This is a genomic window from Aquimarina ulvae (assembly GCF_053613295.3).
Window position 1 is genome coordinate 81,306 of record NZ_JBSIBP030000008.1, and the last position, 16,697, is coordinate 98,002.

The 16,697-nt window shown below is 32.7% G+C and carries 18 protein-coding genes; 14 read left to right on the forward strand and 4 right to left on the reverse strand.

Annotated elements, in window-relative coordinates; translation table 11 throughout:
- Positions 1-2 precede the first annotated feature (2 nt).
- From ACWGOQ_RS16895 to ACWGOQ_RS16910, 4 genes are all read left to right on the forward strand, one after another.
- The gene (locus ACWGOQ_RS16895) at positions 3-995 is read left to right on the forward strand and encodes a glycosyltransferase family 2 protein (RefSeq protein ID WP_452059330.1); all 993 of its coding nucleotides are present in this window, start codon (positions 3-5) and stop codon (positions 993-995) included.
- Positions 996-1,095: 100 nt separating this feature from the next.
- Entirely contained in the window at positions 1,096-1,962 is an 867-nt protein-coding gene (locus tag ACWGOQ_RS16900; protein ID WP_452059331.1) for an OmpA/MotB family protein, read from the forward strand.
- 137 nt (positions 1,963-2,099) lie between these two features.
- Positions 2,100-2,867 carry a DUF3108 domain-containing protein gene (locus ACWGOQ_RS16905; protein WP_452059332.1) on the forward strand — a complete coding sequence of 256 codons (768 nt, stop codon included), beginning with the start codon at positions 2,100-2,102 and terminating at the stop codon, positions 2,865-2,867.
- A 5-nt stretch (positions 2,868-2,872) separates the two neighbouring features.
- The gene (locus ACWGOQ_RS16910) at positions 2,873-3,241 is read left to right on the forward strand and encodes a hypothetical protein (RefSeq protein ID WP_452059333.1); all 369 of its coding nucleotides are present in this window, start codon (positions 2,873-2,875) and stop codon (positions 3,239-3,241) included.
- Between the two features lie 36 nt (positions 3,242-3,277).
- Here the strand turns inward: ACWGOQ_RS16910 and ACWGOQ_RS16915 are convergent, their stop codons facing one another.
- A complete protein-coding gene (locus ACWGOQ_RS16915; RefSeq protein WP_452059334.1) occupies positions 3,278-5,128 on the reverse strand; it encodes a glycoside hydrolase family 13 protein in 1,851 nt (616 codons plus the stop codon).
- 247 nt (positions 5,129-5,375) lie between these two features.
- Here ACWGOQ_RS16915 and ACWGOQ_RS16920 point away from each other — a divergent pair, with 247 nt between their 5' ends.
- Together ACWGOQ_RS16920 and ACWGOQ_RS16925 are read left to right on the forward strand one after the other, a co-directional pair.
- Positions 5,376-6,425: a sensor histidine kinase gene (locus ACWGOQ_RS16920; protein ID WP_452059335.1), complete on the forward strand. Its 1,050-nt coding sequence runs from the start codon at positions 5,376-5,378 to the stop codon at positions 6,423-6,425.
- 1 nt (position 6,426) lies between these two features.
- Entirely contained in the window at positions 6,427-7,164 is a 738-nt protein-coding gene (locus ACWGOQ_RS16925; RefSeq protein ID WP_452059336.1) for a LytR/AlgR family response regulator transcription factor, read from the forward strand.
- Between the two features lie 25 nt (positions 7,165-7,189).
- On the opposite strand, the gene ACWGOQ_RS16930 is transcribed toward ACWGOQ_RS16925, so the two are convergent.
- The gene (locus tag ACWGOQ_RS16930) at positions 7,190-7,318 is read right to left on the reverse strand and encodes a hypothetical protein (protein WP_452059337.1); all 129 of its coding nucleotides are present in this window, start codon (positions 7,316-7,318) and stop codon (positions 7,190-7,192) included.
- Between the two features lie 174 nt (positions 7,319-7,492).
- Positions 7,493-8,077 carry a DUF3244 domain-containing protein gene (locus ACWGOQ_RS16935; protein ID WP_452059338.1) on the reverse strand — a complete coding sequence of 195 codons (585 nt, stop codon included), beginning with the start codon at positions 8,075-8,077 and terminating at the stop codon, positions 7,493-7,495.
- A 226-nt stretch (positions 8,078-8,303) separates the two neighbouring features.
- On the opposite strand from ACWGOQ_RS16935, the gene ACWGOQ_RS16940 reads away from it, so the two are divergent.
- Positions 8,304-9,179, forward strand: coding sequence for an AraC family transcriptional regulator (locus tag ACWGOQ_RS16940; protein ID WP_452059339.1), 876 nt, complete (start codon positions 8,304-8,306; stop codon positions 9,177-9,179).
- A 154-nt stretch (positions 9,180-9,333) separates the two neighbouring features.
- Here ACWGOQ_RS16940 and ACWGOQ_RS16945 read toward each other — a convergent pair whose 3' ends face one another.
- Positions 9,334-9,954, reverse strand: coding sequence for an L-threonylcarbamoyladenylate synthase (locus tag ACWGOQ_RS16945; RefSeq protein ID WP_452059340.1), 621 nt, complete (start codon positions 9,952-9,954; stop codon positions 9,334-9,336).
- A 206-nt stretch (positions 9,955-10,160) separates the two neighbouring features.
- Between ACWGOQ_RS16945 and ACWGOQ_RS16950 the strand changes: the two genes are divergently transcribed.
- The 7 genes from ACWGOQ_RS16950 to ACWGOQ_RS16980 all read left to right on the forward strand — a co-directional run bounded on the left by ACWGOQ_RS16950 (position 10,161) and on the right by ACWGOQ_RS16980 (position 16,591).
- Positions 10,161-11,519: a DEAD/DEAH box helicase gene (locus ACWGOQ_RS16950; protein WP_452059341.1), complete on the forward strand. Its 1,359-nt coding sequence runs from the start codon at positions 10,161-10,163 to the stop codon at positions 11,517-11,519.
- A gap of 121 nt (positions 11,520-11,640) precedes the next feature.
- On the forward strand, positions 11,641-12,273 hold the full coding sequence (locus ACWGOQ_RS16955) for a hypothetical protein (RefSeq protein ID WP_458202832.1): 633 nt from the start codon (positions 11,641-11,643) through the stop codon (positions 12,271-12,273).
- Between the two features lie 150 nt (positions 12,274-12,423).
- Positions 12,424-12,600, forward strand: a complete 177-nt coding sequence (locus ACWGOQ_RS16960) for a hypothetical protein (RefSeq protein ID WP_452059343.1) — start codon at positions 12,424-12,426, stop codon at positions 12,598-12,600.
- 260 nt (positions 12,601-12,860) lie between these two features.
- Positions 12,861-13,394 (forward strand): metal-dependent hydrolase, encoded by a 534-nt coding sequence (locus ACWGOQ_RS16965; protein ID WP_452059344.1) that lies wholly within the window; start codon positions 12,861-12,863, stop codon positions 13,392-13,394.
- Between the two features lie 276 nt (positions 13,395-13,670).
- A complete protein-coding gene (gene bla, locus ACWGOQ_RS16970; RefSeq protein WP_452059345.1) occupies positions 13,671-14,477 on the forward strand; it encodes a subclass B1 metallo-beta-lactamase in 807 nt (268 codons plus the stop codon).
- 3 nt (positions 14,478-14,480) lie between these two features.
- Positions 14,481-16,262, forward strand: a complete 1,782-nt coding sequence (locus ACWGOQ_RS16975) for an ABC transporter ATP-binding protein (RefSeq protein WP_452059346.1) — start codon at positions 14,481-14,483, stop codon at positions 16,260-16,262.
- 92 nt (positions 16,263-16,354) lie between these two features.
- Positions 16,355-16,591, forward strand: a complete 237-nt coding sequence (locus tag ACWGOQ_RS16980) for a CDGSH iron-sulfur domain-containing protein (RefSeq protein ID WP_452059347.1) — start codon at positions 16,355-16,357, stop codon at positions 16,589-16,591.
- The last annotated feature ends 106 nt before the right edge of the window (positions 16,592-16,697 follow it).

Genomic DNA, 16,697 nt, shown 5'->3' on the forward strand with positions numbered 1-16,697 from the left:
CTGTGAATATAGCCATCGTCATATTAAATTGGAATGGACGTTTGTTACTAGAACAATTTCTTCCGTCTGTCGTAAAACATTCTAAAGAAGCAACTATATATCTTGCTGATAATGCCTCTACAGATGACTCTATTGATTATGTAAAAACATCATTCCCTACAGTGAAAATTGTCAAAAATCATATAAACGGTGGATATGCGAAAGGATACAACGATGCACTCTCAAAAATTACTGCAGATGTTTATTGTCTTCTAAATAGTGATGTAGAAGTGACCAAGGGCTGGCTTATTCCGATCATTAACACGTTTGAAGCTTCAGAAAAAATTGCAGCAATACAACCTAAAATTCTTGATTATAAAAAGAAAAATTACTTTGAATATGCCGGGGCAGCAGGAGGTTATATTGATAAATTAGGATATCCATATTGTCGTGGACGAATTTTTGATACTATTGAGGAGGATAAAGGACAGTATAATGATGCGTTGGATATTTTTTGGGCAAGTGGTGCTTGTTTGTTTATCAGAAAATCAATTTTTGAAGAAGTTGGAAAACTAGATGAAGATTTTTTTGCACATCAAGAAGAGATTGATCTTTGCTGGCGTATCCAAAATCTTGGTTATAACATCCAATTTATCGGCAGCTCTAAAGTCTATCATCTTGGAGGGGCAACATTAGAAACCATTAATCCCAGAAAAACTTTTCTAAATTTCAGAAATAACTTACTTATGATGGTAAAGAATACTTCTGGAACATTTATTTGGTTTATCATTTTTATTAGAATGCTATTAGATGGAGTTGCAGCCTTTAAATATTTATTTGAAAGAAAACCATCTCACTTTTTAGCAATTTTTAAAGCGCATTTCAGCTTTTATAAAAATTTGCCTACTTTTATTAAAAAACGAAAAAAATCAAAGGATACGAAGAAATATTATTCTATTTCCTCCGTTGTATGGCAGTATTATATTTTGAATAAAAAACTATTTAACCATTTGTAAGGTTATATTCATTAAATTATTGTTAATGACACTACTTTACGTCACAATTTTAATAATTTTGAGTTATATAACCAGATTAAGACTAAAAACACATTTTCTAATGAAAAAAGCAATGATTATCGGAGCTTCAATGGCTGTATTATTATCTTCTTGTGTATCACAGAAGAAATTTACAGATCTAGAAGCAAAACAAAAAGAAACACAAGATTTATTAAATACTGCAACTGTTAAGTTAAATAACTGTCTAGAGGAAAAGGCAAGTGAAAGTTCTGAATTAAAAGTTTTAAGAGATCAGGTAAATAATCTTAAAAATCAAAATTCTGCGTTACTAAACAACGTTGGAAACCTTGCTACGTTATCTACCAAAGAGGCAGAGAACTTAGAAAGATCTCTAGAGAGTATCAAAGAGAAGGACTTACAGATCAAAACAATGAATGATGCATTGAATAAAAAAGATTCTGTAACATTAGCATTAGTAACAAGCCTAAAAGGAGCCTTAGGCAACCTTGATGATGAAGATATTGAAGTTAATGTAGAGAAAGGTGTAGTATACGTATCGATTTCTGACAAACTATTGTTTAAGAGCGGAAGCTACAATGTTTCGACAAGAGCAAAAGAAGTATTGGGTAAAGTTGCCAAAGTAGTTAATGACAAGCCAGATATTGAATTCTTGGTAGAAGGACATACGGATAATGTTCCGATCAAGAATAAAGTATTATTAGACAACTGGGATCTAAGTGTGAAAAGAGCAACCTCTGTTGTAAGAGTTTTACAAAATGATTTTGGAGTTGACCCTAAACGTATGACGGCTGCAGGACGTAGTTATTATATACCAATAGCAGATAACACGACGGCTGCAAATCGTTCCAAAAACAGACGTACCAGAATAGTAGTACTTCCAAAATTAGATCAGTTCTATAATATGATTGAAGATGGAATGAAAAAAGCTACCGAAGGTGGTAATTAAAAAGAAATAAGTATTTTTGGAAAAGGGTTAATTTGACGATTAACCCTTTTTTTAATCTACGGGATTCCAACCTTGGTACAAAAATTGAATGAAATCGGTAAAAACATCAACCGCTTAGATTAATTATTATTAAACTAATGAAAAAACTATTTATCCTAGTATTCCTGTTTGCTTTAGGAACTGCACAGGCGCAAAAAACATCGAACACTGCCATCGGTGAAAATGAAAAACTTGTATATACAGCCTCTTATAATATGTCTGGATTGCTCACAAACCTTGCACAAGTAACCATGCAAACTACCAGAATAAATACAGGAAAAAGTAATTATCTAAGATTGAAGTGCAATGCTGCCACCTATTCTAAATGGGATTCTTTTTTTAAGATAAGAGATGTGTATGAGGCATATGTGAACCCTTCTAATCTAAAACCTTACTTGTATAAAAGAGATATTAATGAAGGTGGATATATAAAAAAAGAAAAGTATGTATATAGTTACAAAAACAAAACGGTCAAGGCTACTATGCAAAAGAAGAAGGAACCAAACACCAAAACACTCAAAATGGGAAATAATACATTTGATGTAGTTTCTACCCTATACCATATTAGAAACATGGATATAGAAAAAGCCCCAGTAGGAAGCAACCAAAAGATGACGATATTATTTGATAGAAAACCTCAAACCGCATATTTAAAATTATTGGGTAAAGAAACAATTAGCACCAATATAATGGGTAACAAAGAGTGTTATAAAATTGCAGTTAATAATGATGCTTTAAAAGGAACCAATAAAAATATTGTATACCTTACTGCCGATGCTAACAAAGTACCGTTATTAATTAAGTTTAGTATTCCGGCTGGTACAGGGCAACTGACATTAACTCAAGCATCTGGATTAAAAAATTAAACTACATGAGAATTGTTTTACTATCTATAGCAGCCTTCGCCGCTTTCTTGGGAATCATTATGGCCATACTTCCATTTGGGACTCTTGGAGTTTTGCCTGGTATTGTGGCGCTGATAAGTGGTTTTGGAGCCTATTATATGTCCAAGAAGAAGCAAAAACCACAAAAACTATCTCTTTTATTTTTAACAATTGGAGTTTTAGTAATCGTTGCAAGTGGTTCAAAATCATTATGGGTAACAGATGAAGTAGCTATTGACAAAGAGTTTCAGGAGAAAGAAGAGCAAAGTAAAGAAGAGGCTATAGAAGAGCTTAAAGAAATTGAAAGTGAGCTTGAAGATATTGAAGGCGATCTGGAAGAAATCGAATCCGAATAATCACTCACCAAACCCTTCTATAACAAGTTCCTGATCTTACTTATTTAAGTCTACAATCAATGCTGTATTTTTTAATAAGCTAACACGCTGAAGATTTTGTAGCTCTTTCCCTGTTAGAACATCTTTTCCCTTGGTATATCCCGCCAATGATTTTTTAAAACGTTCTAGTGTAAAATTAGGATAATCACGATCACTATTATTAATGATAATCATGGTCTTCTTAGTATCGGTATATCTAAAATATACATATACATTATCGACTGGTTGATAATGCGTAAGCTTTCCGTTGTGAACAGATATTGCGTTTTTTCTCCAATTAAGAATAGTTTTTATGTAATCAAAAACTTCATTTTCTTCTGGTGTTCTACCAGATTCAGTAAAAGCATTCCGACGATCACTTTTCCATCCACCAGGAAAATCCTGTCTTACTTTACCATCAGGTCTTTTATGCTTCATTAAAATTTCATCACCATAATAAATTTGAGGAATTCCTCTGGTAGTCAAAGTAAACACCATACTTAGTTTTAATTTTTCTACATTACCGTCTAGTAATGCCAGAAGACGATCAACATCGTGGTTTCCGTTAAAAACTTTGTTGTTTTCTGGGTTTCCATACACAAAATCTTCAGCAAGTGTTTTGTAAATTTCTTCCATATTGCCTCCTTTTCCAAAGGCTCTTATTAAAGAATAATAGAGTGCATAATCACTTATACTATTTACATTAGATACATAGCCATCTTTATTGGGGCTATTATTGTTCCAATAAGACAAATATGATGCTCTTTCTGCCCAGGTTTCTGCTACCATATAAAAATCAGGGTATTCTTGCAAAAGTGCTTTTATCCATCTAGACATTGCGTGTTTATCAGGATAAGGATAGGTATCTAAACGAATACCATCAACTCCAGCATATGCGACCCACCAAATAGAATTCTGGATCATATACGTTGCCAGGAAATCATTTTCTAGATTTAAGTCAGGCATATTTTTATCAAACCATCCTTTAGTGAGCAAATCAAAGTCACTAGAAGATACATAAGGGTCTGATGCGGCAATATTAGTAAAATTACTTCTAGTAAATGTATCCCATTGATTTAACCAATCTTTTGATGGCAAATCTTCCATCCACCAATGCCCTGCTCCACAATGATTGAATACCTGATCCATGATTACTTTCATTCCTTTATCATGGGATGTATTTACTATTTTTTTGTATTCTTCATTGGTACCTAACCGAGTATCTGTTTTATAAAAATCTGAGATAGCGTATCCGTGATATGAGTAAGCGGCTTGATCATTCTCTAAGAAAGGATTGAGCCATAAAGCAGTAACTCCTAGCTCTTCTAGATACCTAAAATTATCCAATATCCCCTTTAAATCACCTCCGTGTCTACCACTTTCATCCTTTCGATTTGTTTTCTCCAAAGTATCTTCTGTAGCGTCATTAGAGGTATCCCCATTCGCAAAACGATCCGGCGTAATAAGATAAATCACATCGGCAGATGTTATTGCTTGTCCTGTTTTGAATCTTTTTTCTTTCTGTTTTAGCTGGTATGTATGACTAAATGTTTGTTTGTCCTTAGAAAACTTAATTGTAAAAGTTCCGGGTTTTGCTTCTTTTGATATCGTAATATCTAAAAAAAGATAGTTTGTGCTCGCTACTTTATTCACCTTTTTTAACGTTACTCCGGGATATTGGAGAGTGACATCAAAAAAGGAAATATTTTTTCCGTGTACTAATAATTGTAAGTCAGGGTTTACCATCCCAGTCCACCAAAATGGTGGTTCCACGTGAGCTAGTAGTTCTTTTTCTTGTGCTAAACAGAAAAAAGAAGTTGTTAACACCATTACAAAAAGCAATAGTGATCTTTTAGCATAAAATCTCATTTGTCCTATTTTTTAATTGTTTCTAACAACAATTTCCAGATACAATGGATCAATAACAACTCAATTATACAAATTGCTATATTTCAGGACAAACAACCAAAAACATACAGATTTTGAAAATTTATACATATTAGAAGTGATACTCTTGTTTTGCGTTGTATGTATTATATTGCCAGTTGTCTATCCCGAATTTTAGTTTTTTATAAATAAAAATCAGATTTTAGTCATTTTAGTTTATTTACACCTTATGAATCTTTTTATTGTAAAAAAAATAGTATCAAACCGTATTGTTCGACACATTATATACTGGATAGGATTGATTGTTTTTTTTGGGATTACTTGGGGTACCTATGATAATAATTACATCCGTTCATTCACAGTTCAAACGTTTAGCTTGCCTGCAAGAATGGCACTGGTGTATGTTTCAGTCTATGTTTTACTTCCTAAGTTTTTTATTAAACGAAAAATTATTGCTTTTGTAAGTGCTTACTTGCTATTATTGATTGCTACAAGTATATTGATTCAGCGATCCATTATATTTTTTTACGTAGAACCCAATTACCTTCCCGAATGGCAAAGTGAGGGGTATTTTACAATAACAGAATTAGTCAATACGATTTTGGATGTCAATGTAGCAGCTATTATACCCTTAGGATTTAGTTTATTTAAATTTTACTATAATTCGCAACAAAAGACCTTAACACTGGAGAAACAAAAAATAGAAGCCGAACTTATACAACTTCGCAATCAGGTACATCCACATTTCTTATTTAACACACTTAATAGTTTATATGCATTGATTATAAAGAAGTCGGATGCAGCAGAAACTGCCGTTCTAAAACTATCCAAATTAATGCGATACATGTTGTACGAAGCTAATGTACCGAAGGTTTCATTAACTAAAGAAATAGCATACCTCAATAACTATGTGGATCTTGAAAAACTGAGATTTAATAACACCATAGATATTAGTTTTAATTCTGAATTAGATAAGGATTATGAAATATCTCCTTTCTTACTTATTCCATTTGTAGAAAATGCTTTTAAGCATGGTACTTCTTGTATCGTGAATTCTTGGATCGTCATTACTATATTTGCAAAACAAGAGGAACTGATAATGCAGGTCGAAAATGGCAAGCTAATTGGATACCACCAAGAATTTTTTGGTGGTATTGGTTTTAAAAACGTAAAAAAAAGATTAGAACTTTTATATCCTGATCAATATGTCCTGAATATAGAAGATAATAAACTATCATACGAGATCACTTTGAAAATAAAACTTAATAGAACGCCTTAGTATGAACGCTAAAATCAAATGCATTGTTGTTGATGATGAACCGTTGGCAAGAGAAATCATTGAAAATTATATTTCGAAAATAGAAGATCTCGTGCTGATTTCTTCTTGTGCAAATGCTTTGGAGGCTTTTAATATCCTATCAAAAAACAAAGTAGATTTAATCTTTTTGGATATTCAAATGCCAGAGCTTACCGGAATCGATTTTTTAAAGGAGCTAAATCCATCTCCAGAAGTAATTTTTACCACAGCTTACAGTGGTTATGCTGTTGATGCATTTAGTCTTGAAGCCATTGATTATTTATTAAAACCAATAGACTTTTCAAGGTTTTTGAAATCTATAAACAAAGTCTTAAAACGTTTAAAAGTTCCTCGTACTCTGCTTGCATCGGCATTGACCACTCGCCAAAATCAAGCAGCCAGTTTTCAAGATATTTTTATTTATTTAAAAGTTGAAAAAAAGATGCAAAAGATATTTCTAAAGGATATTCTTTTTATAGAAAGCTTGAAAAACTATATAAAAGTGAAAACGCTGGATCGTGAAATTATTGCTTACAAAAGTATCACCAGTATTGAGAATTTACTCCCCAGTTCAAAGTTTATAAGAGTACACCGTTCTTTTATTGTGGGAGTTGATTACATCGATTCCTTTTCTACTACAGAAATAGCGTTAAAAAAATTTCAAATTCCAGTAGGAAGAAATTACAAAGCATCTGTTAAAGAAGCATTAGGATATTTTTGACAAGATGTTCAAATATTATCCAGATCTATCCATTTAGTTCATCGGTCTCCAAAGAAAACTCCTTTATCTCCAATGCAAAATCTTCTGTTATTACCGAAAAGGGAATGATAAAAATTGCTACAACTAGTAAGTATATTTCTTTTACTCTTTTCATAATGATGACCTTTTTATGTTGTTACTATAAATGTACTTTAAAATAGAAGACTTAAGGACGACAATATTAGCATATATCTATTCCATTTTACCCAATATAAATACTTCTTTCTAAATGATAAAAAGCAGCGTGGTTAGTGCTGCTTTTCGAGTGGTTGAGTTAATAATAAAACAATTAAATACTAACTTTCTTTAGAAATGTTCTGTCTTTTAAAGAGAATTGTAATTGATACTCTCCTTTAGGCATTTTAGAAAAATCAAAGGTTCTTTTGAAAATCTTTTCATCATTGCCTACAATTTCTTCCAATACTCTCCATTCACTATCATAAATAGTAAGGTTGAACGGAGATTTTTCTGTGTTGTTAAATAGAACCTTCATCAAATTATTTTCTACACTAGCTTGTGGTTTGAAAACGGTTACCGCAGAAGTATTGATTAAAGAAACACCTTTTTTGTTTTTCAATAATGGTGTAACTTTTATCTCGTAAAGAGATTCTGTTTCTACAAAGTATACTCCATCTGCCACATTCCCAAGATTGAAATATTTCTGATAATTTGGAGTCGCTTCTAAAGTGACATTGAATAAAATTTCTCCGTGATAATCCTTAAGGAATAATTTTTCTCCTTTTACAACTTCTGTCAATGATACAGTAACCATAGACGAATTAGTGATCTCTACTGATACTTTTCCTGCTGCATTAGCGATATTGCTTGTGGTGATTACTAATGCTAGCAAACATAGGTTAATAACTCTTTTCATAACTTAAAGTTTTTGTTGTTAATATTTTACCTTACAAATATAGGTTCGAATATATACTCATAAATACAACTATATTTGCATATATATGTTCTATTTTAACCCTGTTGAGTAACTAAAAACCTAAGTAATGTTAATTTAACATATCATCTCGTATATTTCACATTTTGTTAACATTAGAATTGAGTTATATTTCTAACATTTATTTAATAGAGAAAACTCCCCATACATGAATAAGAATACAAAGCCCTCTTTAGAAAAAATAGTTCCAGAATTTGGTAGTTCTTTTTATTATGAAAACTTTTCTAAAGAAAAAATGAACAAGGCCCCTGTTTGGCACTACCATCCTGAAATTGAAATGGTTTATGTAAATGGAGGAACCGGAAAAAGACAAATTGGTAGTCATATGTCGTACTACAGGAACGGAGCTCTAATCCTTATAGGCTCTAATCTTCCACATTGTGGTTTTACTGATAGCCTGACTGAAAACAAAAGCGAAACGATTATACAAATGCTTCCTGATTTTCTGGGTAATTCATTTTTTAATATTCCAGAAATGAGTGGTGTTCATCAATTGATGGAGCAGGCTAAAAAGGGTATTGTATTTCACGGAGATACTAAAAGAAGAATCGGAGCACGAATAGAAGCATTAGGTTTATTAGACCCTTTTGATAGGTTAGTAGGTATTCTGAAAGTTTTTAAAGAAATGTCTCAAACTAAGGATTATTCTATTTTAAATGCCGAAGGTTTTATTATTGAAACATCGTTACAGGATAACAATCGCATCAATCTTATATTTAATTTTGTTCAAGAAGAGTTTACCCGGCAAATTTCATTAGAAGAAATTGCAGATAAAGTGAGTATGAGTGTTCCCGGGTTTTGCAGATACTTTAAAAAAAATACAGGAAAAACATTTATTCAATTTGTAAATGAATATAGATTGGTTCATGCGGCCAAGTTATTGCACGAAAAACAAACAAGTATTACCGACATATGCTATGAAAGCGGTTTTAGTAATTTTTCTCATTTTAATAAATTGTTCAAGCAATTCTCTGGAAAAACCCCTAGTACTTACAGAAATGAATTAAAATACATTGTATCTTAAATCCGTTTTTATGTAAATAAAACACCTGTTTAACTGGCTGTATGAATATGACATCTATCTGCCAATTGATTCGGCTAACATCTCTACACTGCTTTACTTCTGCAATCAGAGCAATATTTTGCTAACATCAAGAAGTACTAACACATAAAATAGGTTAAATAATATCGATTGCTCCTTTTCCTTCTCTAACCAAAACCGGTTCTACGCCAGTTAGATCAATCACCGTAGAAGCTATATTATCACCATATCCTCCATCGATAACGATATCTACTAATTTATCCCATTTCTCTAATATAAGTTCTGGATCTGTGGTATATTCTATCACCTCATCTTCATCATAAATCGATGTGGATACTATAGGGTTTCCCAACGTTTCAACAATAATTTTACAAATGTTATTATCCGGAACTCTTATCCCCACCGTTTTCCTTTTCTTAAAAACTGTTGGTAAGTTATTGCTACCGGGAAGAATAAAAGTATATGGTCCTGGAAGCGATCTTTTTAAAAGCTTAAAAGTGCTATTATCTATCTGTTTCACATAATCAGACAGGTTACTAAGGTCACTACATATAAAAGAGAAGTTAGCTTTTGCCAGTTTCACTCCTTTTATATGAGCAACTTTTTCGAGTGCTCTGTTATTGGTAATATCGCATCCCAAACCATAAACAGTATCGGTTGGATAGATAATCAATCCTCCATCACGCAAGCAATCAACCACTTTTTTAACTTCACGTGGATTTGGATTTTCGTTATATAGTCTAATTAGTTCTGCCATCGCTTTTTTTCGTAAGTTAAAGATACGGTTTTATCCTAAAAACTTGTTGTAAAACATTTGTATTTACTACGCTCCTTAATAAAATTTTTATGTAGTGTTAAAGTGCACTTATTTATTCAATGAGTAGAACAATACATTATATTCTAGTGGTTATTGTATTTTTTTGTAAGCAAATAAATTACTTTCGCATATAAAATACTTTCAAAGTGAGTTTTAGAGATCTAAATTTAAATACACAACTAATCAATGCGTTGGATGACCTTGGGTTCGAAACACCTACACCTATTCAGGAACAGGCATTCTCTACAGTAATGTCGGGTAAAGATGTTGTGGGTATTGCGCAAACAGGAACAGGTAAGACATATGCGTATATGTTACCGATTCTTCGTATGTTAAAATATTCTGTACAACAAAACCCTCGCGTTTTAGTGTTAGTCCCAACAAGAGAACTAGTTGTACAGGTAGTTGATGAGATCGAAAAACTTTCTACTTACATCAACCTTCGTCTTACAGGAGTATATGGAGGAACTAACATCAATACTCAAAAACAAGCAGTTTCTCAAGGGCTTGATATTGTAGTAGCAACGCCTGGACGCTTATACGATCTGGCAGTTAGTAGGGCATTACAACTTAAATCCATACAAAAAATAGTGATTGATGAAGTAGATGTTATGTTAGATCTTGGATTTAGACACCAATTGATGAATATTTTTGACATTCTTCCTCAACAGCGACAAAATATTATGTTTTCTGCTACGATGACAGATGAAGTAGATCAAATGATTACAGAAATTTTTAAAAGTCCAAAAAGAATATCTGTTGCCAAAAGTGGTACACCCTTAGAAAACATTAAGCAATTCGGTTATAAGGTTCCAAATTTCTACACCAAGGTAAATTTATTAGAGCACCTTCTTTCTGATAAAGAAACTTATCATAAAACGCTCATATTTGTTGGGTATAAAAAAATTGCAGATCGATTGTTTGAAGCATTAGAAAAAAAGTATAAAGAAGAAATTTGCATTATACACTCTAATAAAACACAAAATTACAGGCTGAGAAGTATAGAACAGTTTAGGAAAGGTGAAAACAGAATACTCATTGCTACCGATGTTATGGCAAGAGGTTTGGATATAGAAAACGTTAGTCAAGTTATTAATTTAGATACCCCAGAGTATCCCGAAAATTACATGCATCGAATCGGTAGAACTGGTCGAGCAGAAAGAGAAGGTATCTCTTTTGTTCTCACTTCCAAAAAAGAACAAGAATACCTAGATGCTATTGAAGCTCTGATGGGGATGCAAATCCAACAGTTAGATCTGCCTGACACCGTAGAGATTTCTGATCAACTAACACCAGAAGAACAACCAAAAATTCTGGAAATAAATAACCCAAGTAAACGTCCTAATGATGAAACTGGTGAAGCATTTCACGAAAAAAAGGACAAAAACAAAAAGGTAAATCTCGGAGGAAAATATAAACGAGAGATCAAAAAAAAATATAAAAAACCAAAGACAAAAGGCGATAAAACTTATAATCTTAAACACAAGAAGAAAAAAAAGAAATAAGGTAGATAAACTTGTTTGATTTATACACAGGTCTAATATGGAGGAAATTACTGAGAAAAACTCGATTAAAAAATCTAATAGCTGGTTACAACGCTTAAAAGATGAAAGTTGGGAAGCATAATTGCTTGTATCAGCAATCGCAATATTTGGTACATTCCAATTGTTTAAATTAATTGAATGGGTTACTAATAAACTTATCGACTATATTCCTGTAGATCAATATATTATAGGGTGTTTTATCGTTTTTATGGGGCTTCTTGCTGTTAGTATATTGGTTTCTATGTTGGTTATTCACTTTTTGCTCAGAGCTTATTGGATCGGGCTTGTGGGGCTAAATTCTGTTTTTCCGGATTATGGGCTAGAAGGCAGTGCTTACTCAGAAATTTATACAGAAAAAATATTGTCTCTTCTTCCTAAACTAAAAGATTCTATACCAAAGGTTGATCAGCTCTGCAGTGTTATTTTTTCTGCAGCTTTTTGTATATTGCTGATATATAGCTACCTGGCTTTTACAGGAAGTGTTTATTTAGCACTTTTCAATATCCTTTCTTCGTATATCCCGTCATACATTCTCATTATTCCTATTGCAGCCATTGGAATCATCATGCTTTTCCAAAGCTTTTTCACAATTATAGCCAATTTGAAAACATTTAAACAAAATAAAACTATTCAAACATGGAATTTTAAAATTGTAAAACTCGCATCCATTCTCACTTTTGGACCATTATATAAATATCTACTGCAGATTACATGACCTTTGGATCCAATTTTAAGAAAAATAAGCCGTTGATTAGATTTTTAGTACTCTTTATAAGTTCAGGTATCCTTGTTGCTTGTTATCAGGTTTTTGAAACAAATATTTTTTACCTCATTAAAAAATGATCTTTATTCTGATAACACTAGGATGTATCCCATGTATTATCATACAGAAAATAAAGAAACAGACTTTTTATTAGCTCCAGAAATTGAATCCGATATCATCCAAACTGATATTTTAAAGGTATTTATCCCAGTTTTCAGAAACGAAAAATCCATTCGAGAAAAAAATTGTGTACGAGCAGACAAAACTAAAAATGAATAAAAATCAGAACTAATATCAAGAGAACTAGTATGTTATAATCAGTATCATACCGTCTTTTTGAATGACACTAAAATCTTTCCGGAATTTATAAAATATCATCACTCTAGAACTAATCAATTCGGTATATTAGCGTATATAAGATTTGTATCTGCAAAAGAAGGTAAAAACTATATTCAGATTAAAAAAATGGATAAAAAGGAACCTATAAAATCCTGGAACATCCCTTTTCAATTTATTCCGAATAAATAGCATTCTTACACATGGCATCAATATTTGGACATGCATTTACGGCCTATGCCATTGGAAAAGGGTTTGCTAATGAGGTTAAATCCTGGAAATTCTGGCTTTTGGGAATTACCTGTTCAATTCTCCCCGATGCTGATGTACTGGGTTTTAAATTTGGAATCAATTATCACGATTTTTGGGGACATCGTGGATTTTCACACTCCTTGGTATTTGCTTTATTACTTGGTATGTTAGTTACGCTCTTGTTTTATGGTAAAAAACTAAACTCTAAAACTGGATTATTACTTATTTTGTATTTCATGCTTTGTACAGTTTCTCACGGAATATTAGATGCAATGACTTCTGGTGGATTGGGTATTGCTTTCTTTGCTCCTTTTGATAATACAAGATATTTCTTTCCGTGGAGACCCATAAAAGTTTCTCCTATTGGTGCCAGTAAATTCTTTAGTTCTTGGGGAATTAAAGTATTGTTAAGCGAATTAATCTGGATCGGTATTCCAGGGGGTATTTATATCTTCGTGAATACATTTTTTAGAAAAAAGAGGTAACGAATATAAACGTAAATAATAAGAAATTCTGTTTGGTTAAGGATTTAGAAAATTGAAAAGTAACTACTGATACCATTTTGAGTACAGGCAGGATGACAATTGGGTTACTGCAGACTATGGTAGTGGGACTATTCGATATGGTAAAATCGATGCACACTTACAAAACTATCAAATAAGCAGAGTACCTAAGTACTTAACCAATCAAAATCAGGGAAGGTTATCGCAACTATTTGATCCTCATAAAATGAAAATCAACACTAAACTAAGAATAGCTACATGAGGGAAAAGAAAAATGTACTTCTGAATATATTGAACCTTAATTTATATAACACCATACGACAAAAAATAAAACTGGTGATCATCTTTGTGCTGGCATGCTGTCTTGGTTCTTGTAAAAAAACGCCCATTCCTGAAAGTATTACTATTTCTGAAGACCTTCAATTAATCAAGCTAAATGACCATAGTTATATCCATATTTCGTACATCACGCTAAAAAGTGGTGCCAAATTTCCTTGTAACGGATTTGTAGCTGTCAATAATAAACAAGCATTTATTTTTGACAGTCCTGCCACTAATCAAGTAACCACCGAATTAATTAACTGGCTTCAGGACAAACAGGAAATTAATATAAATGGTGTAGTTTTTAGCCATTATCACGATGAGTGTACAAAGGGTATTGCAATTTTTAAGAGAAATAATATACTGACAATTGCTAGTAAGACTACTAAAAACTTAATGGTTTTAAATGGAATTCCGGAACCTGATCAGGTATTTGATACCTCTCTGGAACTACAACTGGATAATTACACCATAATTAATTCATTCTTAGGTGAAGCTCATTCCAAAGATAACATTGTAACGTATTTCCCGGAAGAAAAATTATTGTTTGGTGGATGTATGATTGAAAGTCTACAAACGAAAAAAGGGAACCTTGCTGATGCCAATCTATCCGAATGGTCAAAAACAGCAACTCTTATTAAAAAAACATATCCTGCTATAACCGTTGTAATTCCCGGACTCAGTCCCTACGGTAACCAAAACCTATTAGACTATACTATTTCCCTTTTCAAAACTGAAAATTAAACTATGCGACAATTTCAAAACAACAATACAGTAAACGATAAAAAGAAATCCAAAGTAACTATTTTACAAGCCTTCAAAACGATTATATGGCCAAGACGAAACCTAGTATTTATAGGTTTAATTTTGATAATCTTAGGAAGAATAGCTGGATTTGTATTACCCTGGAAAAGTAAGGTTTTGTTGGATGAAGTAGTTCCTAATAAAGATTTTGAACAACTTTATGAACTGTTAGTGATGGTAGGAATTGCTATTTTAATACAAGCAACCACTTCATTTTTATTGACAAGAATACTAAGCGTACAGGCACAGTTTTTGATTTCTGAATTACGCGCTCAGGTTCAGAAAAAAGTGCTTTCATTACCTATCAGTTTTTTTGACAATACTAAATCTGGTGCGTTGGTTTCCCGAATAATGAGAGATGTAGAAGGGGTTCGTAATTTAATAGGTACTGGATTAGTACAATTAGTGGGAGGTACGTTTACTGCGATCATTTCTTTAGTTATTTTGATCTACATAAACCCCTTAATGACATTGTTCGTATTGGTTCCGGTTTCGTTATTTGGGTTAATCGCATTAAAAGCATTTAAGTACATCCGCCCAATTTTTAGAAAAAGAGGTGTTATCAATGCAGAAGTACAAGGAAGACTAACAGAAACCCTCTCTGGAATACGAGTTATTAAAGGATTTGGTGCAGAAGAACAAGAAAGTAAAGTTTTTGAAGAAGGTGTAGATCGTTTATATCAAAATGTAAAAAAGAGTCTTACCGCTACTGCTCTTATGACTAGTTCTTCTACCTTTTTATTGGCAGGTATAGCCTCAACCGGAATTATGGGAATTGGAGGGTATTATATGATGCAAGATATAGACCCGATGACTACAGGAGACTTCTTATTTTTTACTATGGTACTTGCATTTATGATCGCTCCTATTGTACAAATGAGTAACATAGGTAGTCAATTGACAGAAGCACTCGCCGGACTGGATCGTACCGAAGAGCTAATGAACCTCGATCCAGAAGAAGACCCAATGAACCGAAATATTGAATTAGAAGACATTAAAGGTGATATTATCTTTGATAATGTATCGTTCTCTTATGAAAAAGGGAAAGAGGTATTGCATAACATAAGTTTTAGAGCTCCTTCAGGAAGCGTTACCGCTTTGGTGGGAAGTTCTGGTTCTGGTAAATCTACAATTGCCGGATTATCTGCCACTTTCCTGAATCCTGAATCAGGTCTGATCACTATTGATAGTCACAATATCTCAAAAGTTAACCTAAGCAGTTACCGACGTAACCTTGGCGTCGTCTTACAGGATGAATTTTTATTTGAGGGAACTATTAAAGAGAATATATTATTTCCGAGACCTGATGCCAAAGAAGAACAACTGCAACAAGCGGTAAAAGCCGCTTACGTAAATGAATTTACAGATCGTTTTGATGATGGACTAGACACCTTAATAGGCGAACGCGGTGTGAAGCTATCTGGAGGGCAGAGACAGCGAATTGCTATTGCCCGTGCGATTCTTGCAGATCCAAAAATTATTATCTTGGATGAAGCAACCTCCAATCTCGATACAGAAAGTGAAGCTTTGATACAAAAAAGTTTGAGTGAATTAATGAAAGGACGTACCACTTTTGTCATTGCACATCGATTAAGTACTATTAAAAAAGCGGATCAGATTTTGGTAATAGAATCTGGAAATATTGCAGAACGAGGAACTCATGAGGAATTGATCGCCGCAAAAGGTAGATATTTTGACCTCTATACTTATCAGGCTAGAATATAGAGGAAGTAAAATTTCTTCTATATAGTGTATCTCAATTTGGTTTCAATCTAAATGCTTTTTATAGTACTTTAGAACTTCAAAATATACAAATTATGAGCGAACAGAAAAGAGCAGGAAATGACCCCATAGGTATTGAGTTAGAAAAAAATAAAAATTATGCCTGGTGTAGTTGTGGGTATAGTGAAGACCAACCTTTTTGTAACGGTGCTCACAAGAAAGAAGGTGGAGTTCCTATGATTTTTTCTGTAGAAGAAGAAAAGAAAGCCTTTTTATGTACATGTAAATTAACGAGCACTCCTCCCTATTGTGATGGAACACATAAAAAATAATTAAATCCTTTTGTTTTAATAGAGTATAACTCTGTGTTATTCAATGAAACTTTATTAAAAAGAACCAGATATTTTTAACTGTCTTAAAATCCTTAATACGTTTAAA

Bases quoted from the DNA above. Each gene is read 5' to 3' on its own strand.
- ACWGOQ_RS16900 (WP_452059331.1), top strand. From the start codon at position 1,096: ATGAAAAAAGCAATGATTATCGGAGCTTCAATGGCTGTATTATTATCT.
- ACWGOQ_RS16905 (WP_452059332.1), top strand. From the start codon at position 2,100: ATGAAAAAACTATTTATCCTAGTATTCCTGTTTGCTTTAGGAACTGCA.
- ACWGOQ_RS16910 (WP_452059333.1), top strand. From the start codon at position 2,873: ATGAGAATTGTTTTACTATCTATAGCAGCCTTCGCCGCTTTCTTGGGA.
- ACWGOQ_RS16915 (WP_452059334.1), bottom strand. From the start codon at position 5,128: ATGAGATTTTATGCTAAAAGATCACTATTGCTTTTTGTAATGGTGTTA.
- ACWGOQ_RS16920 (WP_452059335.1), top strand. From the start codon at position 5,376: ATGAATCTTTTTATTGTAAAAAAAATAGTATCAAACCGTATTGTTCGA.
- ACWGOQ_RS16925 (WP_452059336.1), top strand. From the start codon at position 6,427: ATGAACGCTAAAATCAAATGCATTGTTGTTGATGATGAACCGTTGGCA.
- ACWGOQ_RS16930 (WP_452059337.1), bottom strand. From the start codon at position 7,318: ATGAAAAGAGTAAAAGAAATATACTTACTAGTTGTAGCAATTTTTATC.
- ACWGOQ_RS16935 (WP_452059338.1), bottom strand. From the start codon at position 8,077: ATGAAAAGAGTTATTAACCTATGTTTGCTAGCATTAGTAATCACCACA.
- ACWGOQ_RS16940 (WP_452059339.1), top strand. From the start codon at position 8,304: ATGAATAAGAATACAAAGCCCTCTTTAGAAAAAATAGTTCCAGAATTT.
- ACWGOQ_RS16945 (WP_452059340.1), bottom strand. From the start codon at position 9,954: ATGGCAGAACTAATTAGACTATATAACGAAAATCCAAATCCACGTGAA.
- ACWGOQ_RS16960 (WP_452059343.1), top strand. From the start codon at position 12,424: ATGTATCCCATGTATTATCATACAGAAAATAAAGAAACAGACTTTTTA.
- ACWGOQ_RS16965 (WP_452059344.1), top strand. From the start codon at position 12,861: ATGGCATCAATATTTGGACATGCATTTACGGCCTATGCCATTGGAAAA.
- bla (WP_452059345.1), top strand. From the start codon at position 13,671: ATGAGGGAAAAGAAAAATGTACTTCTGAATATATTGAACCTTAATTTA.
- ACWGOQ_RS16975 (WP_452059346.1), top strand. From the start codon at position 14,481: ATGCGACAATTTCAAAACAACAATACAGTAAACGATAAAAAGAAATCC.
- ACWGOQ_RS16980 (WP_452059347.1), top strand. From the start codon at position 16,355: ATGAGCGAACAGAAAAGAGCAGGAAATGACCCCATAGGTATTGAGTTA.